The sequence below is a fragment of the Sphingobacterium siyangense genome (assembly GCF_023277505.1).
GTDB classification, from domain to species: Bacteria; Bacteroidota; Bacteroidia; order Sphingobacteriales; family Sphingobacteriaceae; genus Sphingobacterium; species Sphingobacterium siyangense.
This window is the reverse complement of record NZ_CP080574.1, coordinates 1124308-1146558: the sequence shown is the minus strand read 5'-3', so window position 1 is coordinate 1146558 and position 22251 is coordinate 1124308. Positions and strand designations below refer to the sequence as shown.

General features: G+C 39.7%; 9 protein-coding genes. All 9 read left to right on the top strand.

Translation table 11 applies throughout. The features are described 5' to 3' along the window. The first annotated feature begins 31 nt into the window (after positions 1 to 31). The 9 genes from K2F45_RS04675 (at position 32) to K2F45_RS04635 (ending at position 22223) form a co-directional block, all read left to right on the top strand. Complete coding sequence (locus K2F45_RS04675) at positions 32 to 2503, top strand: ABC transporter permease (RefSeq protein ID WP_075991164.1); 2472 nt, start codon at positions 32 to 34, stop codon at positions 2501 to 2503. Between the two features lie 47 nt (positions 2504 to 2550). Next, positions 2551 to 4959 (top strand): ABC transporter permease, encoded by a 2409-nt coding sequence (locus K2F45_RS04670; RefSeq protein WP_075991163.1) that lies wholly within the window; start codon positions 2551 to 2553, stop codon positions 4957 to 4959. A gap of 69 nt (positions 4960 to 5028) precedes the next feature. Further along, complete coding sequence (locus K2F45_RS04665) at positions 5029 to 7410, top strand: ABC transporter permease (protein ID WP_075991162.1); 2382 nt, start codon at positions 5029 to 5031, stop codon at positions 7408 to 7410. Between the two features lie 32 nt (positions 7411 to 7442). Further along, a complete protein-coding gene (locus K2F45_RS04660) occupies positions 7443 to 9806 on the top strand; it encodes an FtsX-like permease family protein (RefSeq protein WP_248933037.1) in 2364 nt (787 codons plus the stop codon). 215 nt (positions 9807 to 10021) lie between these two features. Then, the gene (locus K2F45_RS04655) at positions 10022 to 12412 is read left to right on the top strand and encodes an ABC transporter permease (RefSeq protein WP_075991160.1); all 2391 of its coding nucleotides are present in this window, start codon (positions 10022 to 10024) and stop codon (positions 12410 to 12412) included. Between the two features lie 100 nt (positions 12413 to 12512). Further along, positions 12513 to 14873 carry an ABC transporter permease gene (locus tag K2F45_RS04650; protein WP_075991159.1) on the top strand — a complete coding sequence of 787 codons (2361 nt, stop codon included), beginning with the start codon at positions 12513 to 12515 and terminating at the stop codon, positions 14871 to 14873. 90 nt (positions 14874 to 14963) lie between these two features. Beyond that, positions 14964 to 17348 (top strand): ABC transporter permease, encoded by a 2385-nt coding sequence (locus tag K2F45_RS04645; RefSeq protein WP_248933036.1) that lies wholly within the window; start codon positions 14964 to 14966, stop codon positions 17346 to 17348. A gap of 39 nt (positions 17349 to 17387) precedes the next feature. Then, on the top strand, positions 17388 to 19781 hold the full coding sequence (locus K2F45_RS04640; RefSeq protein WP_075991157.1) for an ABC transporter permease: 2394 nt from the start codon (positions 17388 to 17390) through the stop codon (positions 19779 to 19781). A gap of 51 nt (positions 19782 to 19832) precedes the next feature. Beyond that, positions 19833 to 22223, top strand: coding sequence for an ABC transporter permease (locus tag K2F45_RS04635; RefSeq protein WP_075991156.1), 2391 nt, complete (start codon positions 19833 to 19835; stop codon positions 22221 to 22223). Positions 22224 to 22251 lie beyond the last annotated feature (28 nt).

Here is a 22251-nt window from a genome sequence, read left to right as displayed (position 1 = left end):
TATAATTTAATCCCATCACGATACTCCAGCTATGAACAACCTCCTATTAAAATCGGCAATTCGACAACTTTGGAAGAATAAACTATTCTCCCTATTAAATATTATTGGACTAGCCATCGGCATTACGTCATGTTGGGTCATATTTAAGATTGTCAATTATGAGTATAGTTTTGAAACTGGAGTTCCTCAGCTTGATCGAACCTATCGGATCATTTCTCAGTTTAAAAATGATGGCAAGGATAATTACAATGGGGGATTGGCCAAGCCGTTTTATCAGGCCATTCGAAAAGAAATTCCGGGCGTGGAACTGGTCGCTCCAGCATTCAGAAATTATCAAATGGAATCTGTCACAATCAACAAGGGACAAAAAAATCAAAAACTTGTCGAGGACTTTGATGAGGCTGAAGGCAATGTGACGGAGACCACCAGCGACTACTTCAAGCTCGTTGGCTACAAATGGTTAGCAGGTTCACCTGAGAAAGCATTTTCAACTGCCAACGACATTGTACTGACAAAAAAAAGGGCTGCCATTTATTTCCCAAACCAGGCTGTACAGGGCTTAATTGGCAAAACCATCTTTTACAACGACAGTATCCCCAAAACGATCGCCGGAATTGTTGACGACCTCGGCTTCAATACAGAGTTCAATGGTACAGAGTTCGTACTGCTTAAAGAGGAAGTTTATCCACTCAATGTCTGGACGAATACCAATGGTTCCGACAGACTCTATATCCGATTAAAAGATGGTGTAAAAGACCTTCCAATCCAGGCTGCTATCAATAAAATCGGACAAAAAAAATGGCAGGAATTCAGCCAGGAAAGAAAATCGAAGTTTGACAACAACCGTAAGGTTGTTGTCATGCCCCTAAAAGATTCCCATTTTGCAGTCCATATAAAAGAATGGTACGCCGAAAGAACAAGTAAAACCGTTATTTATGGGTTAATTGCCGTAGCTACTTTTCTGATGCTTTTGGCCTGTATCAACTATATCAATCTTAGTACGGCACAAATTCCAGCACGGAGTAAAGATATCGGTGTCCGTAAAACATTGGGAAGTAGCCAGGGAAAATTGGTTAGCCAAATTATTTTTGAATCTTTATTTACAATTGCCATTGCACTTGTTATCTCCATCTTTCTGACCAAACTAGCGTTTTTATATTTCCAGGAAATGATTCCGGAAAAAGTAAAGGATTTTACCAATTCGACGACATCAATGCTGTTTATCGCAATTTTACTGACCGTAACGACTTTAATTTCCTCGGCATATCCTTCTTGGTTAATTAAAAAGGTACAGCCTGTCAACTTATTTCGTGCCGGCAAGCAGTTCCAAATCGGAAAAACACAAATCAACCTTCGGAAAACGTTGATTGTATTCCAGTTCTTTATTGCTCAATTCTTTACGGTTTCAGCACTCATTGTCGGCCAGCAACTCTCCTATACCCTCAACAAAGATATGGGATTCGACAAAGATGCTGTTGTTACTTTCGATCTACCTTCCAAGCTCATCAACAAATTTTATGAGGAAAAACTGGATCAAAGTAAGAAACAAACACTCCTACATGAGATCCAAAAAATAAAAGGTGTTTCGGCAGCCTCAATTGGCAGCAAGCCTTTGACAAACAATTACTCCTCCTCTTGGTTTCATCGACAAGACCCTACCTTAAAAGAGAAAATTTCATCCGATATTTTCTTTAAAAATGCAGATCCGAATTATATAGCTGTATATGACATGAAGCTAATCGCGGGAAATAACCTACCACAATCAGATACTGTCAATGCCTATATCATCAATGAATCTGCTGTCAAGGCATTCGGTTTCAATTCCCCTCAAGATGCCATCGGGAAGTCAATTGGTCAAGAGGACAGTACCTTCCCGATCGTTGGCGTTATTAAAGATTTTCATGCCCAGGAATTCTATAAAGAGATCACACCTTTGGCTTTGCGCAGTTTTAGTCGCGGTGCTTATACCTTCAATATAAAACTATCGGGAAACAGCAAAGAATGGAAAACCAGTATCCAAGCGATCAATAAAGTATATACACAGTTTTTTCCGGAACTCCCGATAGAAATAAAATTCTACGATGAAACGATCGCTTCTCTTTATCAAAAAGAGCAAAATCTGGCCAAATTAATTAACGTGAGTACAATTGTTGCTGTTTTAATCGGTTGTTTGGGTCTCTTTGGGCTGATTACCCTTGCGGCTTTCCAACGCAGCAAAGAGATCGGTATCCGTAAAGTTTTGGGTGCAAGTATTCCAAGTATCTTTCATTTATTGGCTAAGAACTTCGTACAGCTCATTTTAATCAGTATCCTAATTGCCGCACCATTGACCTGGTGGACGTGTAGCAAGTGGCTGGAAGATTTTTACTACCGCATCGATCTTACGGCAACTCCTTTTATTTTAGGCGCTGGGCTTGCATTATTTGCGGCTGTACTGACCATTAGTTTTCAATCGATCAAGGCGGCTATCCAAAATCCTGTCAATAGCTTACGGGACGAATAGCAACACGAGTATATCAAATTGGAGGATTAACAAAAAACGAAATAACAATGATTGTAAATTCACTTAAAACAGCCTATCGTTTTTTTAAAAAACATAAGTTGATCACGTTCATCAATATCACGAGTCTCGCGATTGGTATTACCGCGACGCTGGTTATTTTCCTGATGATCCAATACGACTACAGTTTTGACAAACATGTTCCCAATCAACAACAGGTCTATCGTGTTGTCAATAACGGAGAGTTCAAAAATGCCGGCGTCTACGTACCGTTGGTACGCACCATGCAAGCAGAGTTACCCAACTTGGAGGCTGTAGTCCCGATTTATCGAAGCCATGTCCAAAAGCTAAAAGTTTCTCTGGCAACAGACAAATTCCAGACTTTCCCGAAAGAACAGAAGATGGTATTCACGAACAGCCAATATTTCGATATTTTCCCTTCAAAATTGTTGGCTGGAAGCGCTAAAGCTTTGAATTCATCCGGAAATATTATCCTTACAGAGAAAACATTAGAAAAATTTTATGGAAAAGAACTGCCTGCAAATGTGATTGGCAAAACCATCATCTATGCAGATAGTATCCCACTTCAGGTCGCTGGTGTAATTGAAAATCCGCAGCATAATTCGGATTTCAATTTTGAAAGCTTCATCGCTGAGTCGACGATCCCTCAGGATAACAATCTAAAAAACATGTATACGTGGGAAGCTTGGAACAGCATATCGGATTCACATCAGGTGCTCATCAAAACAAAAGCGCAAAGTAACCCTCTTTTAATAGCGCGTAATATCGCGAATCTCCTTAAAAAATATAAATACAAAGAAGGGGAGAAAATTAACGATAAGCTTGAATTACAAGCATTGGCGGATGTACATTTTGATACAAGATTTAATTATGACGCCACCCATCCGGAAGCACTACGCAACCTTATTTTACTTGCAGTTTTCCTCTTAGCCCTGGGGGCCGTAAATTTTATCAACCTATCCACGGCGCAATCCATCGAAAGAGCCAAAGAAGTGGGTATTCGTAAGACGTTGGGTAGTTCTAAAACTACATTGATCAAACAGTTTTTGATCGAAACTTTTCTGATAACTTTGACCGCAACAGTACTTGCGGTCTTATTATTGCCATTGTTCTTACATGTCTTTGAAGGATTTATTCCGAAAAACCTAAGCATGGAAGGCCTGGACAAAAGCGTTATTGTTTTCTTTCTATTTGGACAATTGATCTTAGTAACCTTACTAGCCGGATTTTACCCTGCCTGGGTACTGACAGGATATGCTCCGGTGCTAGCGCTCAAAAACCAGCTCGGAAAGAACACGAATCTTTCCCGAAGTGCATGGATACGCAAAGCACTGACCATCTTCCAGTTTGTCATGGCCCAGGCTTTCCTGATCTGCGTGCTTATCGTCGTTCGCCAAATAAATTATGTTACTCATAAAGATATGGGCTTCCAGAAAGATGCTATTGTCAATCTCTATATTCCTGGAGCTTTCCAAAATTCGGCAAAAGGTGTAGTTCTTAAAAATGAACTCAAAAAGCTAAAAGATATCAAGGCCATAAGTTTTGGGAATATCGCTCCTGCAATGAATGGCTGGATGACTACCGCAATCGCTTACGATCAATCGCCAAATAAGGAATCCTTGACTTTTGATAGCCGATCGGGTGATGAAAACTATTTAGATGTCTATCAGATTCCGCTTTTAGCGGGAAGAAATATCCGTTTATTGGATTCAACAAGTGAAATGTTGATCAATAGAAAAGGACTTGAACTACTGCATATCAAAAACCCGCAGGATGCCATTGGTAAAACCTTCGAAAATGGACAGAACATCATCGTTGGTGTAATGGAGGATTTTGATTTGTCTTCAGCGCGACAAGGGGTTAAACCAGTTCTTTATACAGGCAGTAAAGAAGGATATGTACTCCATATTGCCTTGGATCAATCGCATCCTGAAAACTGGAAAAACGCCATTGATAAAATAACATCAAGCTACAAATCGGTGTTCCCTGATGATGAATTGGACCTACGGTTTGTAGATGAGGTCATCCAGAACTTCTATACGCAAGAGAAGCAGCTGTCTAAGCTCCTTTCTTGGGCAGTAGGACTCTCTGTGCTAATTGCTGGATTAGGCTTATTTGGACTTGCCATATTTACGGCAAATCAGCGCACAAAGGAAATTGGAATTCGCAAAGTATTGGGGGCTTCTGTTTTCCAGATCACATTTTTACTGCTTCGGAATTTGCTATCACTGGTTGCAATAGCCTGTCTGGTAGCTTTTCCAATTGCTTATTATTTTATGCATAGCTGGCTGAACGACTTTGTTTACCGAACCACAATAAGTCCCTGGATTTTTGGGCTGTCAGCCGTAGGGTTGATTGCCTTTGCAAGTCTTGTACTATCAACCAAAAGTGTCTTTGCAGCAAAAGCAAACCCGATCAATAGTCTAAGGGATGAGTAAATCAGCGAGTAAAAGAGATAGGCTTATGTGTATTCATAACATGTATTAAGAACTTAAACCCCCATAACAATGATAAAGAACTTCATCAAAACCGCATGGCGAAGTATTTTTTCTAATAAATTCTACAGTGCCATTAATATTTTAGGATTAACAGCAGGAATGGTTGTGGGGATATTCCTATTGCTATGGATACAAGATGAGCTGTCCTTTGACCGATTCCATAAACATCAGCGCTCCATTTACAAAATTGGAATAGAAGGGGGAACGGGGATATCAAAACGAATCTTTGGATCCATCATTGCTCCCGTAGGAAATTTTGCAAAAAAGGAAATTCCTGAAGTCCAAGATGCAGTACGTATTTTCAAAATTGGAGATGCTGCACTTAAACATAAAGAGAAGAGATTTAACGAAAAGAATTTTGCGTTTGTAGACCCCAGTTATTTTACGGTTTTCGATTTTCCGCTACTACAGGGAAATTCAAAACAACCCTTCCCTGACAACAATTCCATTGTAATCACCCAGCGCACGGCACGTCGGTATTTCGGTGATGAAAATCCAATTGGAAAAACCGTAACATTAGGTATCGAGGACCTTTGTGTTGTATCAGGTGTCATTGCTGATTATCCTGAAAACTCTACTTTTCAATTTCAGGTTCTGCTTCCCATTTCGAGATTTAATGAGCAAGCCTACATCAAAAATAAAACGACCTATGATAATAAGACCTTTCTATCTTCCATGGATGAAGATTGGTCCAATTTTTCATTCGAAACCTATCTGCTGCTGAGGCCTGATGCAAATCTTGCTACAGTTTCAAAAAAGCTTCAGGCGATACACGAAAGGAACAAACCTGAGGATGCCCCTGTCCCCTACGTTACACAAGCACTCGCAAAGGTGCATCTCTACCAAATGGATGGGGGTGATGCAGGAATTGACAATGTTCGAGTTTTTATAGGTGTAGCGATTATGATTCTTGTAATAGCAAGTATTAACTATATCAATCTTTCTACTGCACGGTCGTTGTCGCGCGCCAAAGAAGTGGGGATACGTAAAGTTATCGGCGCAGGTAGAAAGGAACTTTTTTTCCAATTTATATTGGAAACAACCATACTATTTGTCATTGCATCAACATTGGCACTTGCCTTCGTATTTATTGGTCTCCCCCTATTTAATAATTTCTCAGGGAAGCAGATTTCGCTACAGCTCTTTAATCCTACGTTATGGATAAGCGTACTGATTATGCTTTTGGGAACACTAGTACTTACTAGTGTATACCCTGCCCTGCTTTTATCGAAGTTTGATCCAATTAAGGTATTGAAGGGTCGATTTACCATAAAAAATTCCAGTGCACGAAAAATACTGGTTGTCCTGCAATTCACTGTTTCTATAATTCTTATCACCTTAACAATTGTTATTGGCCGTCAATTGGATTTTATAAAACATCAAAATTTAGGCTACGAAAAGGATCATATTATTTCCGTTACTATGGCGCCAAAAATGTCCAAACATTTTGATGCTGTCAAAACCGAACTTCTAAAAAATAAGGATATTGATGATGTTATTCGTCTTGGCCGCGACATGGTTTATGGTGGTGCTTCAACTGGGGACAACGATTGGGAAGGAAAGCCAAGCAAATCCAATCTTTGGTTCAATATGACATATTCCGATCAATCGGCGCTCGACTTTTTTAAGATAAAACTTACGCAAGGTCGTAATTTCACAGGCTCCATAGCCGATTCAACCCATTTCATTATCAATGAATCGGCAGCGCGGGAAATGGGTTTAAAAGATCCGATTGGCGTACGTTTACGCATTCGAACAGTTCCGGGAACTATTATTGGGGTTGTAAAAGACTTTAATTATGCGAGCGCCAGACAAAAGATTGAGCCTATGGTCTTTCAATATAGCCCAAAAGATTGCTGGCAGCTATACCTTAAAACAACAACTTCTGGTACAAAATCCGCATTAAACTCCTTGCAACAGATCTGGAAAAGTTATTATGATGATATGCCGATGAATTACAGCTTCCTGGACGAAAGCTATCAAAAGCAATATACGAATGAGCAGAAACAAGGCTCCTTATTCAATTTTTTTGCCCTGATTGCCATCGTCATCTCCTGCTTAGGACTCTTAGGACTATGCACCTACACCGCACAGGTTAGGACCAAAGAAATTGGTATCAGAAAGGTCCTTGGCGCAACGGTATTCGGTATTATACAATTATTAAACAAGGAATTTTTACTCTTAGTCATTTTAGCCAATGTCATCGCAGTACCAATCGCTGTATATTTCAGCACAAATTGGCTCGATGGTTTTGCTTTCAGAACGACTCTCCCATTTACCATATTTCTATATGCGGCGGGGATAACCATTGCTATTGCATTATTTACGGTGAGTTTCCAGTCCATCAAAGCGGCATACGCCAATCCTGTAAAAAGTTTGCACGATGAATAGTTTATATTTGAGAACCAAAACAACAGCATAAAATGATTCGATTATTCCTAAAAACAGCGCTGAGAAATTTGAAGCGCAGTCCCTTAAACACAACAATAAATATTTTGGGATTAGCATTGGGGTTTACTGTTGCCCTGATAAGTACATTATGGGTACTGAAACAATTTTCTTTTGATAAGCATTACAGCAATTATCAACATATTTATCAGGTCATGATGACCGGGACTTTCAATGATGAGAAATCTACTGATCGCTCCACCCCTATTCCTTTGGTCAAAACGATCGCGTCTGATTTCAAAAATGAAATGCAAGATGCAGCACTGATCACGAATATGGAAAGCAATAATCTTAAGGTAGGTGATAAGAAGCTTAATGCACCGGGGTTTTACGCCATGGGAAAATTTGCCGAATTATTTTCTCTCGAATCTGTACAAGGAAATAGTACCACACCGAGCAATCCATCGACCATCATAATTTCAGAATCCTTAGCAAAACGACTGTTCGATAAGGTAGAGATCATCGGGAAAACAATTCAATTGAATGGCAAAGAACAGTATACTGTTCAAGGTGTTTATAAAGATATTCCTGACAACAACACTTTTTATGGCTTAGATTATGTATTGCCCTTTGTCGATTATCTTGCAAAAGACCAAGGTATTGAAGAAAGCTGGTCCAGCTGCTATTTCAGCACTTTCGCCAAAATCGACAATGATGCCTTTGTTCCCGCTTTGGAAAATAAACTAACCAATATCATCAACAAAAAACTGACGGATATAAAACCTGAGATCCTGTTACATCCGATGTCCAAATGGCATTTATATGATTCGTTCAAGAATGGAAAGAACGTAGGCGGACAGATTCAATATGTATGGATGTTTGTTTGGATAAGCGTATTCATCATTTTATTGGCCAGTATCAATTTTATTAACCTGAGTACGGCGAGAAGCTTAAAAAGAGGAAAAGAAATCGGGGTTTTAAAATCTGTTGGCGTCAATCGCCGGCAGCTTATTGCTGGCTTTCTTGTGGAATCCATCCTCGCAGTAGCCTGCGCATTTTTGTTAGCTGTTCTATTCGCGACATTGCTTTTGCCTTGGGTCAAAACGATTACACATACGACACTGCATATCCCTTTTACCGATATTCGTTTCTATGGCTACTCCTTAGTAGGAATAGGCGTTATAGGTCTTTTAGCAGGCATGTACCCGGCGTTATTTTTATCGGCATTTAATCCTATTCTTGCCCTTAAAGGTAAAATCAACAGCCGAAAAGGCGGATCAAGAAGTAGAAAGGCAATGGTCATCGTGCAATTTGCTATTTCTATTTTTCTGATGATATCCACTTATCTGGTGATTCAGCAACTGCATTACACAAAGGATCGTCCAATAGGTTATAAAAGTTCAAATTTGATAAACATTACTTCATCCAATTCAACTATCGTCAAAAACTTTGATGTACTTCGAAAAGAGCTGATCGGTCAGCGCCTTGTGGCAGATGCCGCCCTTTCTTCCAACTTTGTGAACCACCTATCCTTAACAGGTGGTGGCTTTAATTGGCAAGGTAATGATTCCAAAGACGGTGCGATCATGGGGATCTTCACCGTAGATGAAAACTTCGCGAATACTGTACAGTGGAATTTTATAAAAGGACGCAATTTCTCAAAAGATTTCAAAACAGATTCAACTGCTGTTATTCTGAACGAAGCGGCGGCCAAATTTATGGGGGTTACCGATCTAAACAGCAAACAGCTTTCACGTGCCGGTATCAATTACCACATCTTGGGTATTATTCAAAATACGCTTTCCGAATCTCCTTTCAAATCCATTACACCGACGGCTTATTTTCTAAAATTTTTACCAAAGAATAAAATAACGCTTCAACTGGATGAAAATCAAGACCTCAAACAAAACCTAAAAGCGATTTCCACAGCGTTCAATCGCATAGACCCTGATCTTATTTTTGATTATACATTTACGGATCAGGAATATGCCAAAGAGTTTCAACAGATGGAAATGATCAAGAGCTTGACCAGTTTATTTACAGGGTTGGCCATACTCATTTCATGTCTTGGTCTCTACGCGCTGGTTTCCTTTCTTACGGAGCAACGAGAAAAAGAAATCGGCATTCGTAAAGTATTGGGTGCGTCAGAACTTGGCTTGTGGCGGCTACTTTCCACAGAATACATTTGGCTCACAGGCATTGGCTTTTTAGTCGCAGCCCCTTTAGCCTATCTCCTCATGGAATCATGGCTCGAAGACTATGTCTACCGCATATCAATTACATGGACGGTCTTTGCTATCACAGGCTTAACCGCGCTAATCATCACCTTATTAACCGTTAGTTACCAAGCGATTAAAGCAACATTAGCAAATCCTGTAAAAACCTTAAGAAGCGAATAAGACCAATTTGTTCGGGGACGGACACTATACTGTCCGTTTCCGAACATTTAAAACCACCATAAAAACACACCAAAAACTTAAAAATCAATACATTATATTTATGGCAAACGAATTGAACTACTTGGCTTTGCTATTTTTCGAATAACGGAGCCTTCTACTAAAGCGAGCTAAGTGACAAGAATATAGCCTAATTAACAGTCTAAATGCTCATAACCATGTTAAAGAACTATTTTAAAATTGCTTGGCGGAATATCAGAAAAAACAAAGGTTTTTCTCTTTTAAATATGTTTGGCCTCAGCATCGGAATAACATGTTTTCTATTGTTGGCAGCGTACATCTATCATGAATCCAGTTATGAGCGTTTCCTTCCCAATGCAGACCGTCTAGCTTATATTAGCCTCACTTATAAAGCACCCAATAGCACGGAAGAAGTAAATTCTGCGGTAACACCAACAGGTTTAGCTCCTGCTTTACAAGCTGAATTTCCGGATGTAGAACAGGCAACCAGATTCTACAGCTATTCCAAAGGCGGTAAAATAGAATCCAAAGAGGCACTAATAACTGAAAAAGGCCTACTTTATGCTGACCAAAATGTTTTTAAAACTTTAGGTTATACCTTTCTCGAAGGTGATTCACGATCAGCCTTAGCAGAACCAAATCAGATTGTCTTAACAAAAAAGCTCGCGGCGAAATATTTCCCCAATCAGTCGGCCATCGGTCAGACACTATCCATTGACAAAGTCAACTGGAAAATCACAGGTATCATTGCAGACCTGCCCACAAATACACAGTTGAACTTCTCTGCACTCCTTTCCAATAAAGGATTAGAACGCTACAAAGAAATGGCTTGGTCATCTGCAAATGATATAACTATAGCGCTCCTCAAAAACAAAGATCAGTTCGGTTCGATCCAACAGAAATTGGACCAAATGACAAAATCAAAATTCGCCGAAGCAACAAAACAGGGCTATCAATTTCGATTTATCCTAGAAAAGCTGACCGATATCCATCTTCACTCCAAAGCAGCAGGTACAGGAAACATTACTTATATCTATATTTTACTGGCGTTAGGTGCTGCGCTTATTATTTTAACCTGCATCAATTTTACAAATTTGGTATTAGCGCATGCGCTTGAACGCAAGAAAGAAATCGGTGTCAAGAAAGTTCTGGGTGCAGCAAAGAAAACGATATTCTTTCAGTTCTTTTTTGAATGTAGCCTCATGGTTTTTCTAGCCGTTGCTTTTAGTCTTCTGACTACAGTACTTTTGTTACCCGTATTCAGTTCATTTATGGGTACCGAAATGAAATTAACCGTATGGACAGACCCTCGGTTTTATACGATTTTACTTGTTTTCATAGCCTTGTTGACGCTTCTGTCGGGTGGCTGGCCTGCCTATTCAATTGCTAGTTCAAAACCTATTTCCATTTTTAAGCGGAAACTAACTGAAAAACGACATGGTATATCATTAAGCAAGGTGCTCGTTACTTTTCAATTCAGTATCTCTATATTTTTTATTATCTGCACCTTATTTGCGGGTAGACAGATGGATTTTATCCAGTCTAAAAACACTGGATTGGATCGCTCTGATATGCTGGTCATTGATGGCCGAGGATGGCAAGATAAAGAAAGGCAGCTATTAAAAGAAAAGCTAATGCAGCTCAATAGTGTCCAGGGCGTTACTGCTTCGTATGACAATCCTGTCAATATCCAAGGAGGCTACAGCATTAGGGAGGTCGAAGGCCAACCCAATGATTTTGATATGGATGTCACTGCAATTCCGATTGAAAAAGATTTCGTATCCGTTTTTCATATTCCATCTGTCGCCGGCGCACCGTTGTCAGATGCGGACATTTTGCGCGCGCAAGACACTATTTCACCAGAATATGGGTTTGTAGTGAATACACTTGCGGCATCCGCCATGGGTTTTACTCCTGAACAGGCTATTGGAAAGAAAATCAATTTGAACGGACGTAAGGGCAGTATCAAACAAGTTGTGGCGAGTTTTAACTTTGCATCATTACACAACGAAGTCAAACCAATTGTACTTTTTCCAGAATATGATTATTTCGGCAATATTTTCATTCGACTCAATCCGACGTCGCCGGTAAAAGATGTTCTTGCGCAGATCAAAGCTGTTATAAAAGATATTGATTCAAAAAACAGTTTTGAATATCACTTTCTCAATGATGATTATAACAAGTTATATCTCAAAGATCAGCAAACAACACGGGTAATGCAGTTATTTTCCATCATTACAATTGCTATCGCCTGTATGGGACTATTTGCACTATCAGCGTATGCTGTGCAACAACGCTTTAAAGAGATTGGTATCCGTAAAGTATTAGGTGCTTCAACGATCAAGATTGTCAACATATTGAGTGTTGACTTTATGGCCCTGGTCCTGTGTGCTGTATTGATCAGTGTACCCTTAGGCTGGTATGCCATGCACCGATGGGTAGAGAATTTTGCTTACCACATCACGCTAGACTGGTGGGTATTTATTGTGGCGGCGATAAGTGCATTATTGGTATCATTTATCACCATTAGTTTTCAAACCATAAAGGCTGCGATTCTAAACCCGGTTGATAGTTTAAGAGATGAGTAATTGTTTTAGTAGCTAATAAAAATAAAGACACCTGATAAATAACAAGCTGGACCTTTAAAATTCAAGTTTTTTCTATTTATCGATACCTAATACGACAGATATGCTTAAAAATTACATCAAAATAGCATGGCGGAACCTATGGAAAAGCAAGGGGTACTCTGCGATTAATATTATTGGACTCTCTATCGGATTGGCAGCAGTACTGATCATCGGTATATGGATAAAAAATCAATTGCAATTCGACAATTTTTACAGCAATAAGGAAAGCATATATAAACTTTGGAACAAATATGAAGATCAGCAAAAAATCTACGTAAACGATATCACTTCGGCACCGGCATGTCAGGCTCTGCTAGCAGATTACCCCGAGGTTGAACGCGCTGCGCGGATGTATTGGAGCAGTACCGCCCTGATGTCTTTTGGCGATAAGAAGATTAAATCCAAGGGAAATGAAGTCGATCCAGCATTTATTGAATTATTTGATTTCAAACTTCTTAAAGGGAATAGCAAGAAGGCTCTAAAAGATACAAAAGATATCGTCCTGACGGAAAGTCTTGCTAACAACATATTTGGCAAAACTGATCCAATAGATAAAACGATTCTTCTCGACAATAAAGAACTGTATAGGGTATCGGCAATTATGCAGGATCTCCCCAGTAACACAAGTTTCGACTTTACCTATCTGATACCTTTAGAAAAAGCCGAAACCTATTCATCTGGCTGGGGTTCAAACACTTTCTATACTTATATCAAGCTAAAAGAAGGAACCGATGTTGATCTTTTTAATAAAAAGCTAAATAATATAATCAACAAAAAAACAAACCATGAAATAAAAGGCTCCATGTTCCTCTATCCAATGTCCAAAATGCATCTGTATTCAAAATTTGAGCAGGGTATTGCTGTTGGCGGAAAAATAGATCAAGTTAAATTGGTGGCGGGAATAGGTTTATTAATATTATTGATCGCCTGTATCAATTTTATCAACCTCAGTACAGCCCGCAGCCAAAAAAGAGCAAAAGAAGTTGCAGTAAGAAAAGTTGTAGGAGCCCAACGCTTCCATTTAATCATACAATTTCTTTCCGAATCTTTATTGTTAACCTTTATTTCAGGTACATGTGCTATCGTATTGACAATACTGACTCTTCCACTATTTAACCAGGTTTTAGATAAAGCATTAATCTTTTCATTTTCAGATTCATCGATCTGGTTTTCCCTGATTGGTTTTATTTTCCTTACAGGGATACTTGCAGGACTATACCCTGCTTTCGTGCTCTCTTCTTTTAAACCGATAAAATCGCTCAAAATATTTGGACGGACAAACAAGTTTTCCCTGAATTTTCGAGAATTACTGGTTGTATTTCAATTTGGTATTGCTATTATACTGATTATAGCAACCATTATCGTACGCAAGCAAATAGAATATGCCAGCCAGCGTGAAATAGGCTATGAAAATTCACAACTTATCGAAGTACCCATTGAAGGCGGTATGGAAAAGAATTATGAGGCTATTAAGTCGGAGCTGATCACTGCTAACATTGCCGAAGCTGTTACTCGTACGGGCTGGTCAATTACTAAAAATGGAGCCAGTTCCGGAGGTAGTTTCCTATGGCCTGGAGCTAACCCAGAACAAGCAAAGAAAATGGGTTTTGAACTTGGACGCACTGAAAGTGACCTTGTTAAAACTCTTGGATTAAAGCTCATTGCTGGTCGAGACATCGATTATGGCAGGCTACCGGGAGATAGTGCTTCTGTACTAGTTAATGAAGCTGCTGTCAAAGAAATGAAACTGGAAAATCCAATAGGAAGCTATCTCAAATGGGGCGATAAAACTTATACTATCGTTGGTGTAATCAATGATTATATTACGGGGTCACCTTATAGTCCAATAACCCCCTTACTGATTTATCCTTCAAAAAATTGGATGTTGAATATGGTTATACGCACCAGTCCAAACAGAGCGATGGAAATGAACCTAAAGCAAATTGAGGAAATTATTAAAAAGTTCAATCCGGCCTACCCCTTCGAGTACCAGTTTGTGGATCAGAAATTTGCAGCTAAATTCAAAGATCAGCAACAGACAGCTCAACTCGCATTCATTTTTTCAGGATTGGCTATTTTCATCTCTTGCCTGGGGCTATTTGGTCTTGCTTCTTATATTGCTGAATTAAAGACCAAAGAAATTGGCATTCGTAAGGTACTCGGCGCTTCGGTAACTGGAATTACCGCAATGTTATCGAAAGATTTTGTTAAGCTTGTCATTATTTCCATTCTAATTGCTTCGCCAATAGCTTGGTGGGCAATGAACAAATGGCTACAGGACTTTTCTTATCGGATTGAAATACAATGGTGGTTTTTTGCACTAGCAGGAATTTCCGCCTTATTCGTAGCTTTCTTTACAGTAAGTACACAAGCCATAAAAGCTGCCAATAGTAATCCCGTAAAGACATTGAGAGACGAATAAGCGCAAAAATTAAGTACGTAAAGCAAAAAATAGAGCGACAGTTGGTTCGCTTCAATCGAACAAAGCGCTGCAAAACGAAAAATTAAAACCATGATAAGGAACTATATCAAAATCGCGTGGCGTCACTTATGGAAGAACAAAGGATATTCCTTTATCAATATTCTGGGCTTAGCTTTAGGTATGGGGATTTCGTTGATAATCGCCCTTTGGATCAACTCAGAAATAAGATTTGACCGCTTTTACACCAACACAGACCGCCTATATCAAGTCTATACAAGCGATGTATTTGATGGCAGTCACCATACCTGGGGAAATACACCACATGTACTAGGCCCGTTCTTAAAGCAGGAACACCCTGAGATAGAACAGGTGGTGCGCACGTGGAAGATTGACCATCGTATCCATCATGATGCCGAACCAAGCTTAAGTGCCTCAGGTGTCGCTGTAGATTCTGCTTTTTTAAAACTTTTTGATTTCAAAATTCTAGCCGGAAACTCAGATTCTCCCTTGTCCCGTCCGGATGCTTTGGTGCTAACTGCATCTACTGCAAAAAAATTATTCGGTAAGCTTGATGTCATTGGACGCCGAGTCGAAATGGATACCACTGTTTCCTTAACTGTCGAAGCAATTATTGAGGATATTCCCTCCAACTCCAAATTCTACGGAAATGACTTCCTCTGTTCATTGGATTACCGGGCCAAAACAGGCATGACTTTTAGTGATTCGTGGACAGCCTATAACCATGAAACTTACGCTCTTCTAAAAGAAAGGGCAACAGTGGACGCTGTCAACAGGAACATCGAAAACATGGTTTCCAAACACACCAACAGGACCACAAAAGCGACCATATATCTCTATCCAGCTAGCCGTTGGCATCTTTACAATAAATCGGTCAACGGACAAATGGTCGCAGGTAATATTACCACGCTACAGTTATTTGGACTGATCGGAATATTTATCCTCCTAATAGCTTGTATCAACTTTATAAACTTAAGCACCGCAGGAGCCGAAAGACGTGCCAAGGAAATAGGCTTACGTAAAGTAGTGGGTGCGCCTAGAAAATCGCTCATTCAACAATTTCTATTAGAATCGTTTATTTTAACCTTTCTGGCCGGAGTCTTGGCGCTATTATTTATTCTCTTGGCGCTTCCGTCTTTCAATAAGCTTATCAGCGGACATCTTGTAATCATGGATCATCCGCTGTTTTTCTCCTGCCTATTCCTCGCCATTATCTTCTTTTGTTCGCTCTGCGCGGGATTGTATCCTGCTTTTGTATTATCGGCTTTTGATCCAGTAAAAACCTTAAAAGGAAATGTCTTACCATCTAAATCAGGCCTTCAACCCAGAAAAATACTCGTTACTTTGCAGTTCACTATATCGATAGGTCTAGGTATATGTACATTTATAATCGGTCAACAGATACGCTTTGGGGAGCATCGAGATAGCGGATACGACCGTAACAACTTGATATATGTACCACTTCAGGGAAATTTAAATAAAAACTATGAGGCTTTAAGGAATGAAGTATTCCAACAAAATATTGCCAGTAGTATGACCAAATCCTGGGGGCGCATCAGTCGTTCGGGAAGTAATAGCTGGGGATACTCCTGGCCCAATGACCGGCCAGAAGACTATGACGTCGTATTCAACAATATGGCGACAGACTGTGATTTCATCAAGACAATGGGGATCAAATTAGTACAAGGACGGGATATCGATATTTATACACACCCCTCTGATTCCAATGCGTTGCTACTGAACCAGGCTGCTGTTGCTAAGATGCGATTGTCCAATCCCATCGGCACACCAGTTACGGTATCCAAAGGTACGGCATACCAACGTACCTATCATGTAGTAGGGGTTATCGAAGATTTTGTGCTGCAATCTCCTTATCAAGATATCGAACCTATGATGATCCAAGGCCCTATGGGTTATGCCGATTATTTTCATATCCGGTTAAATACTGCTAAAGGCCTATTGGCGAATATAGAAGGTATCCAATCCCTGATCAAAAAGTATAATCCAGATTATCCCATAGATATTCGTTTTATTGATGACGATTATGCTTTAAAATTTGCCGGTCAAAAACGCACAATGACGCTGACAGGTTTATTTTCAGGACTCGCAATCCTGATAGCATCTATGGGTTTATTGGGACTAGTCTCTTTTGCAACGATCCAGAAACAAAAAGAAATCGGTATCCGAAAAGTACTTGGCGCCTCTGTATTCGGAATTATTACATTATTGTCCCGAGGCTTTATTATACTGATAGGTATTGCACTGCTCGTCGCCTCTCCTATCGCTTGGTGGATTATGAATCAATGGCTGGCAGACTACGTACATCGCGTAGATATACAGTGGTGGATATTTGCATTGGCGGGCTCATTAGCGATAATGATTGCTTTACTTACAGTCAGTACAATGGCTGTTAAAGCAGCAAGAGCCAATCCTGTCAAAAGTCTACGGGACGAATAAAGAATCTTATAACTATCATAGATAACAGCTAATATAATTATGATAAGGAACTATATCAAAATCGCGTGGCGCAACCTGGTGAAAAACAAATCCTTCTCCCTGATTAACATCATCGGATTGGCGATCGGTATGGCCGGAGCATTACTTATAGCACTTTGGTTGCAGAACATGTTAACCATGGACCGCTTTCATGAGAAGGGTGATCGCCTGCACGTATTGAGTAATCGTGACGAATTTCAAGGCGAAAAATCAGCCTGGGCCTATACACCTAAAATACTAGCGCCCTCATTGGCTGCAGATTTTCCAGATATCGAAGCTTTTACCAGATATAATGAGGGATCGCAATTTTTAACAACTTTCAATGAAAAGAAACTGATCGCAAATACTGTTTTCATCGATCCTGATTTTTTCAAAATGTTTTCTTTGCCTTTTGTGAAAGGAGAACAGAATGTGAGATTTGATCATCCCAAAGGTCTTGTGCTTACGGAAAGTTACGCAAAAGCGCTGTTTGGAAATGAAGATCCCATTGGAAAATCAGTTCGGATAGACTCGGTTAATCAAGTCACCGTGCAAGCTATACTTAAAGATCTTCCGAGTAATTCAAGTTTCAAATTTGACATCCTCCTCCCATTTGAATATGCAAAAATAATCGGTTACGTAGACGATAACTGGAGCAATAATTCAATAACTACTTATGTCCTGTTAAAAGAAGGTGCTTCAGTCAACGCATTTAACGACAAAATCAGAACCTATCTGAGAGATCATATCAATACGAGTAATAAAGCTGCCGGTTATACTTCTGCAAGAAATACGGGTGAGATTTTTGCCTTCCCCTATCCAGATTCTTTCCTTTACAATAGCGGAAAAGGAGGAAATTATACTTCCGGACGTATCGATATCGTCAAGCTATTTGCTTGGATTGGTGTATTTATTTTATTGGTGGCAAGCATCAATTTTATGAATTTGAGTACGGCACGTTCCGAACGCCGTGCAAAAGAAGTTGGTGTCCGCAAAGTAATTGGGGCAAATAAGACAAGCCTAATGGCGCAGTTCCTGGTTGAAAGCATATTAATTAGCCTGATCGGCATGGTACTCGCAACTATACTTGTTTTTATGGTCCTGCCATTTTTTAACGAGCTTGTGGGAAAACAGCTTAGCCTATCGTTATTAAACTTACCAACCTGGCTTTTTTTAATTGGTTTTGCCTTATTTACGGGTGTGTTAGCGGGTACCTACCCGGCCTTTTTCCTTTCTTCATTTCAGCCTATCAAGACCTTGAAAGGGAAATTTGTTTCTAAAACAAGAGGCCTTAGTATTCGCTCGCTCTTAGTCGTCATTCAATTTAGTCTCGCTATTATATTGATTATCGCAACAGTCATTGTCGCGAAACAAATCCAACATACCAAACAGCGCGACCGAGGTTACAATGAAAATGGGCTACTTTATAGCAGTATCCAAGGTGACCTCGAGAAGAATTACAAAATTCTTAGAAATGAATTGTTAGCCAGCAACGCAGTTGTTTCTGTTTCGAAAAACATGTCGCCGGTAACCGATTTCTATAGCAATGGCTGGGGATTTACCTCCGGCACACCAACGGAACAGGACAAACGCATTTCCTATAACCGTTTTAGTACCGATGCCGATGCTGTAAAGAACCTTGGTTTGACATTGATCCAAGGCCGCGACATCGATATCTATAAATTTGCTACAGACAGTACTGCCTTGATTTTAAATGAATCCGCAGTAAAAAGTTTGCACCTCAAAAACCCGGTCAATAGCATTGTGGATGGCGATGGAACAAAATGGACCGTAGTTGGAGTGGTCAAAGATTTCATTATGGGATCGCCATTTGGAGACAATAAACCTATGGTGATATTAGGACCACAAGCCTGGTTTACAACGATCCATTATCGTTTAAATCCAAACAATGACATCGCAGACAACTTAAAAACGATTGAGTCAATCTTTAAAAAGTTCAACCCAGACTACCCTTTTGAATATCAATTCATTGACAAGACCTACGAAGAAAAATTTAAGGAGACAAAAGCTATAGGTACACTGGCCATGATCTTTGCTGGATTGACGATCTTTATTTCCTGTCTGGGTTTACTGGCATTAATCGCCTATATGGCCGAAACGCGCATGAAAGAAATTGCTGTCCGCAAAGTTCTTGGAGCAAGTGTCACCCAAGTAACCTCTTTGCTTTCGATCGATTTTATTAAGCTTGTTGTGGTCGCAATTTTTATCGCCACACCTATCGCTTGGTGGGCCATGGATAAATGGTTACAAGATTACAGTTATCGAATTGAGATACAGTGGTATTATTTTGTCATTGCTGGACTATTGGCTATTCTGATCAGTATGGCCACGATAAGCTATCAAGCAATTAAGGCTGCATTAGGCAACCCTGTTGACAGTTTACGCGATGAGTAGCCCAAAGTTTAACAACATTGTTTCGTATAGTTTTAAACCATAAAGAAAGGCATGAATTCATTCAAACTTACTTTTCGCAGCCTCATTAGCAACCGACAATATACCTGGATCAATATCTTGGGCTTAAGTATTGGTTTTTCCTTGTGCCTTCTCGTATTTGCTCTTGTCATTGAAGAAAATTCGTATGACAAAAGCTGGAGAAATGCGGATCATCTCTTTCGGATTGTGACCATAGATTCAACGGCTGGCCTTGAACGCCAAATGTCCAGAACATTCGTTAATTTAAGTACGGAACTCAAACAAGTATTTCCGGAGATTCAAAATGAGGCTCGGATAGAATCCAGAAAATATTATTTAAAACCGCATGCAAGCTCAGCACAGTCCATAGGCATACAAGTTTTGGAGTCGGAAATAAATATCTTGGATATGTTGAGCATCAAGGTTCTCGAAGGCAATCCCAAACAGCTGGTCCAAGGAAAAACAAACTTGCTCATCGGCAAAGAATTCAAAGAAAAGTACTTTAAGAACGAAAATGTCATCGGCAAAGTCATCCAAAGTGCCGACCCCTATACCGATAAGCCATCCGATTATATCATTACGGGTGTTATGGATAATCTTCCCTATAATTCAACGCTCAGAGCTTCCGCCATTGCTTTAGTTCCCAAAATATCGATGGAATTAAGCAAAGATGGCTCAGGCTACTACACCGAACAATTTGTACAGCTAAAACCCGGGACACCAAGAATAGATCTCGAGCAGAAACTAAATCATTGGTATAAAGGGTACCTCAGTCCTAACACAAAACATGTGACTTCCTTTCGCCTACAGCCTATTCAGGATATATATATGGAGCCATTAGGCAGTGCAGATATCAGCGGCAACCAAAAAACAACAAACATATTTGTGGGTGTTGCCGTTTTGGTCTTTATTATTTCCTGCATCAATTTTATTAATATTTACGCTGTAAGAACAGTTAAAAAATTAAGAGCACTTCATATACATAAAGTATTGGGGGCCAGCCGATCCCAGATGATCAGACGAATGCTGATAGAAACAATCCTACTGTTTTTTATTTCTGCATTATGCAGTTTGGTACTCTTTAGACTTGGATTGTCCCAACTGGAGCACTTTATAGGCTATGATCTCGCTTATATTAAATCCATACAGCTCCCGTTGCTATTGGCATTTATCATGACTGCAATTGCCCTTGGCCTGCTAATTGGTTTTTATCCAGCATGGCTGATCTCCGGTATTAAGAGTTCAGATGCCTTAAAAAATAAGCTATCAAAAATTCCCCATGCAGAAGTCTTTATCAAAAAAATGCTTATCACAACACAGTTCAGCATTGCCATTATCGTCATCATTGGCCTTATAACAATCAAGTCCCAACTCAGCTATATGCAAGCAGCTCCCTTGGGAATGGAAGTCAAAAATGTGCTAAACATTGATTATTTCAACAAGGGTACACAAAATACAAATATAAAAGATCGCATTGGTCAACTTACCGGGGTTGAATCGGTCAGCGTCGCTGCCTGGACGCCGACAATCGGGTCAGGCTACCTTGCCAAGACAATCGTTGACAAGGACGATCCAGGGAAAAATATCCAAGTCAGTTTCATCGGTGGCGATGTCGATTTGTCCAAAACTTTGGGAATCCAGTTGGTTAAAGGTCGATTATTGACTCCTGAAGATTATACGCATGTTGAAATGGATCTGGGAGAAGACGAAGGTATCAATAATGCCCTTGTGACCGAAAGTACGGCAAAAAAGCTTGGGATAGACAAACTCGGTATCCTGTATAAAGACCTTCAAATTATCCCCGTCGGAATCATTAAAGATTTCCATAGTGAGTCTTTTCGTAGCAAAATAGTACCAACAGTAATTTTGGCAAAAGATTTTAACGGAAGCGGCAATATGCTGATAAAAGTAGGGAAAGGACAAGAACAACAAATCTTTCGATCGGTATCTCAAATTATACAAAATACCTATCCTGATAAACACGTTTCCTTCCATTGGATAGATGATTTGATTGCAAAACAATATGAAAAAGAGAGCAAGCAAGTGCAATTGTTTATCCTATTCAGTGCATTGACATTGTTGATCTCCGCCTTAGGAATCACAGGATTGATTATGCAAAATCTCGAACAGCGTACTAAAGAGATTGGCATACGCAAAGTCCTAGGTGCAACAGTGCTCGACATATCACGTCTCTTTTCAAAAGATTATCTCATCTTATCCACCTTGGCTATTTTTATTGCCAGTCCAATAGCGGGGTATTTTTCAAAAAAATGGCTCGAAGATTATGCGTACAATGTGGGCGTACAATGGTGGTTCTTTATCCTTGCCGCGCTTGCCATCTTTTTAATCAGCATCATTACTGTCAATTTCCAAACAATACGTGCCGCACTAAACAATCCAGTAGATAGCTTACGAAACGAGTAAATATTCATTTATAGTAATAGAGGGGGCC

Bases quoted from the DNA above. Each gene is read 5' to 3' on its own strand.
- K2F45_RS04675 (WP_075991164.1), top strand. From the start codon at position 32: ATGAACAACCTCCTATTAAAATCGGCAATTCGACAACTTTGGAAGAAT.
- K2F45_RS04670 (WP_075991163.1), top strand. From the start codon at position 2,551: ATGATTGTAAATTCACTTAAAACAGCCTATCGTTTTTTTAAAAAACAT.
- K2F45_RS04665 (WP_075991162.1), top strand. From the start codon at position 5,029: ATGATAAAGAACTTCATCAAAACCGCATGGCGAAGTATTTTTTCTAAT.
- K2F45_RS04660 (WP_248933037.1), top strand. From the start codon at position 7,443: ATGATTCGATTATTCCTAAAAACAGCGCTGAGAAATTTGAAGCGCAGT.
- K2F45_RS04655 (WP_075991160.1), top strand. From the start codon at position 10,022: ATGTTAAAGAACTATTTTAAAATTGCTTGGCGGAATATCAGAAAAAAC.
- K2F45_RS04650 (WP_075991159.1), top strand. From the start codon at position 12,513: ATGCTTAAAAATTACATCAAAATAGCATGGCGGAACCTATGGAAAAGC.
- K2F45_RS04645 (WP_248933036.1), top strand. From the start codon at position 14,964: ATGATAAGGAACTATATCAAAATCGCGTGGCGTCACTTATGGAAGAAC.
- K2F45_RS04640 (WP_075991157.1), top strand. From the start codon at position 17,388: ATGATAAGGAACTATATCAAAATCGCGTGGCGCAACCTGGTGAAAAAC.
- K2F45_RS04635 (WP_075991156.1), top strand. From the start codon at position 19,833: ATGAATTCATTCAAACTTACTTTTCGCAGCCTCATTAGCAACCGACAA.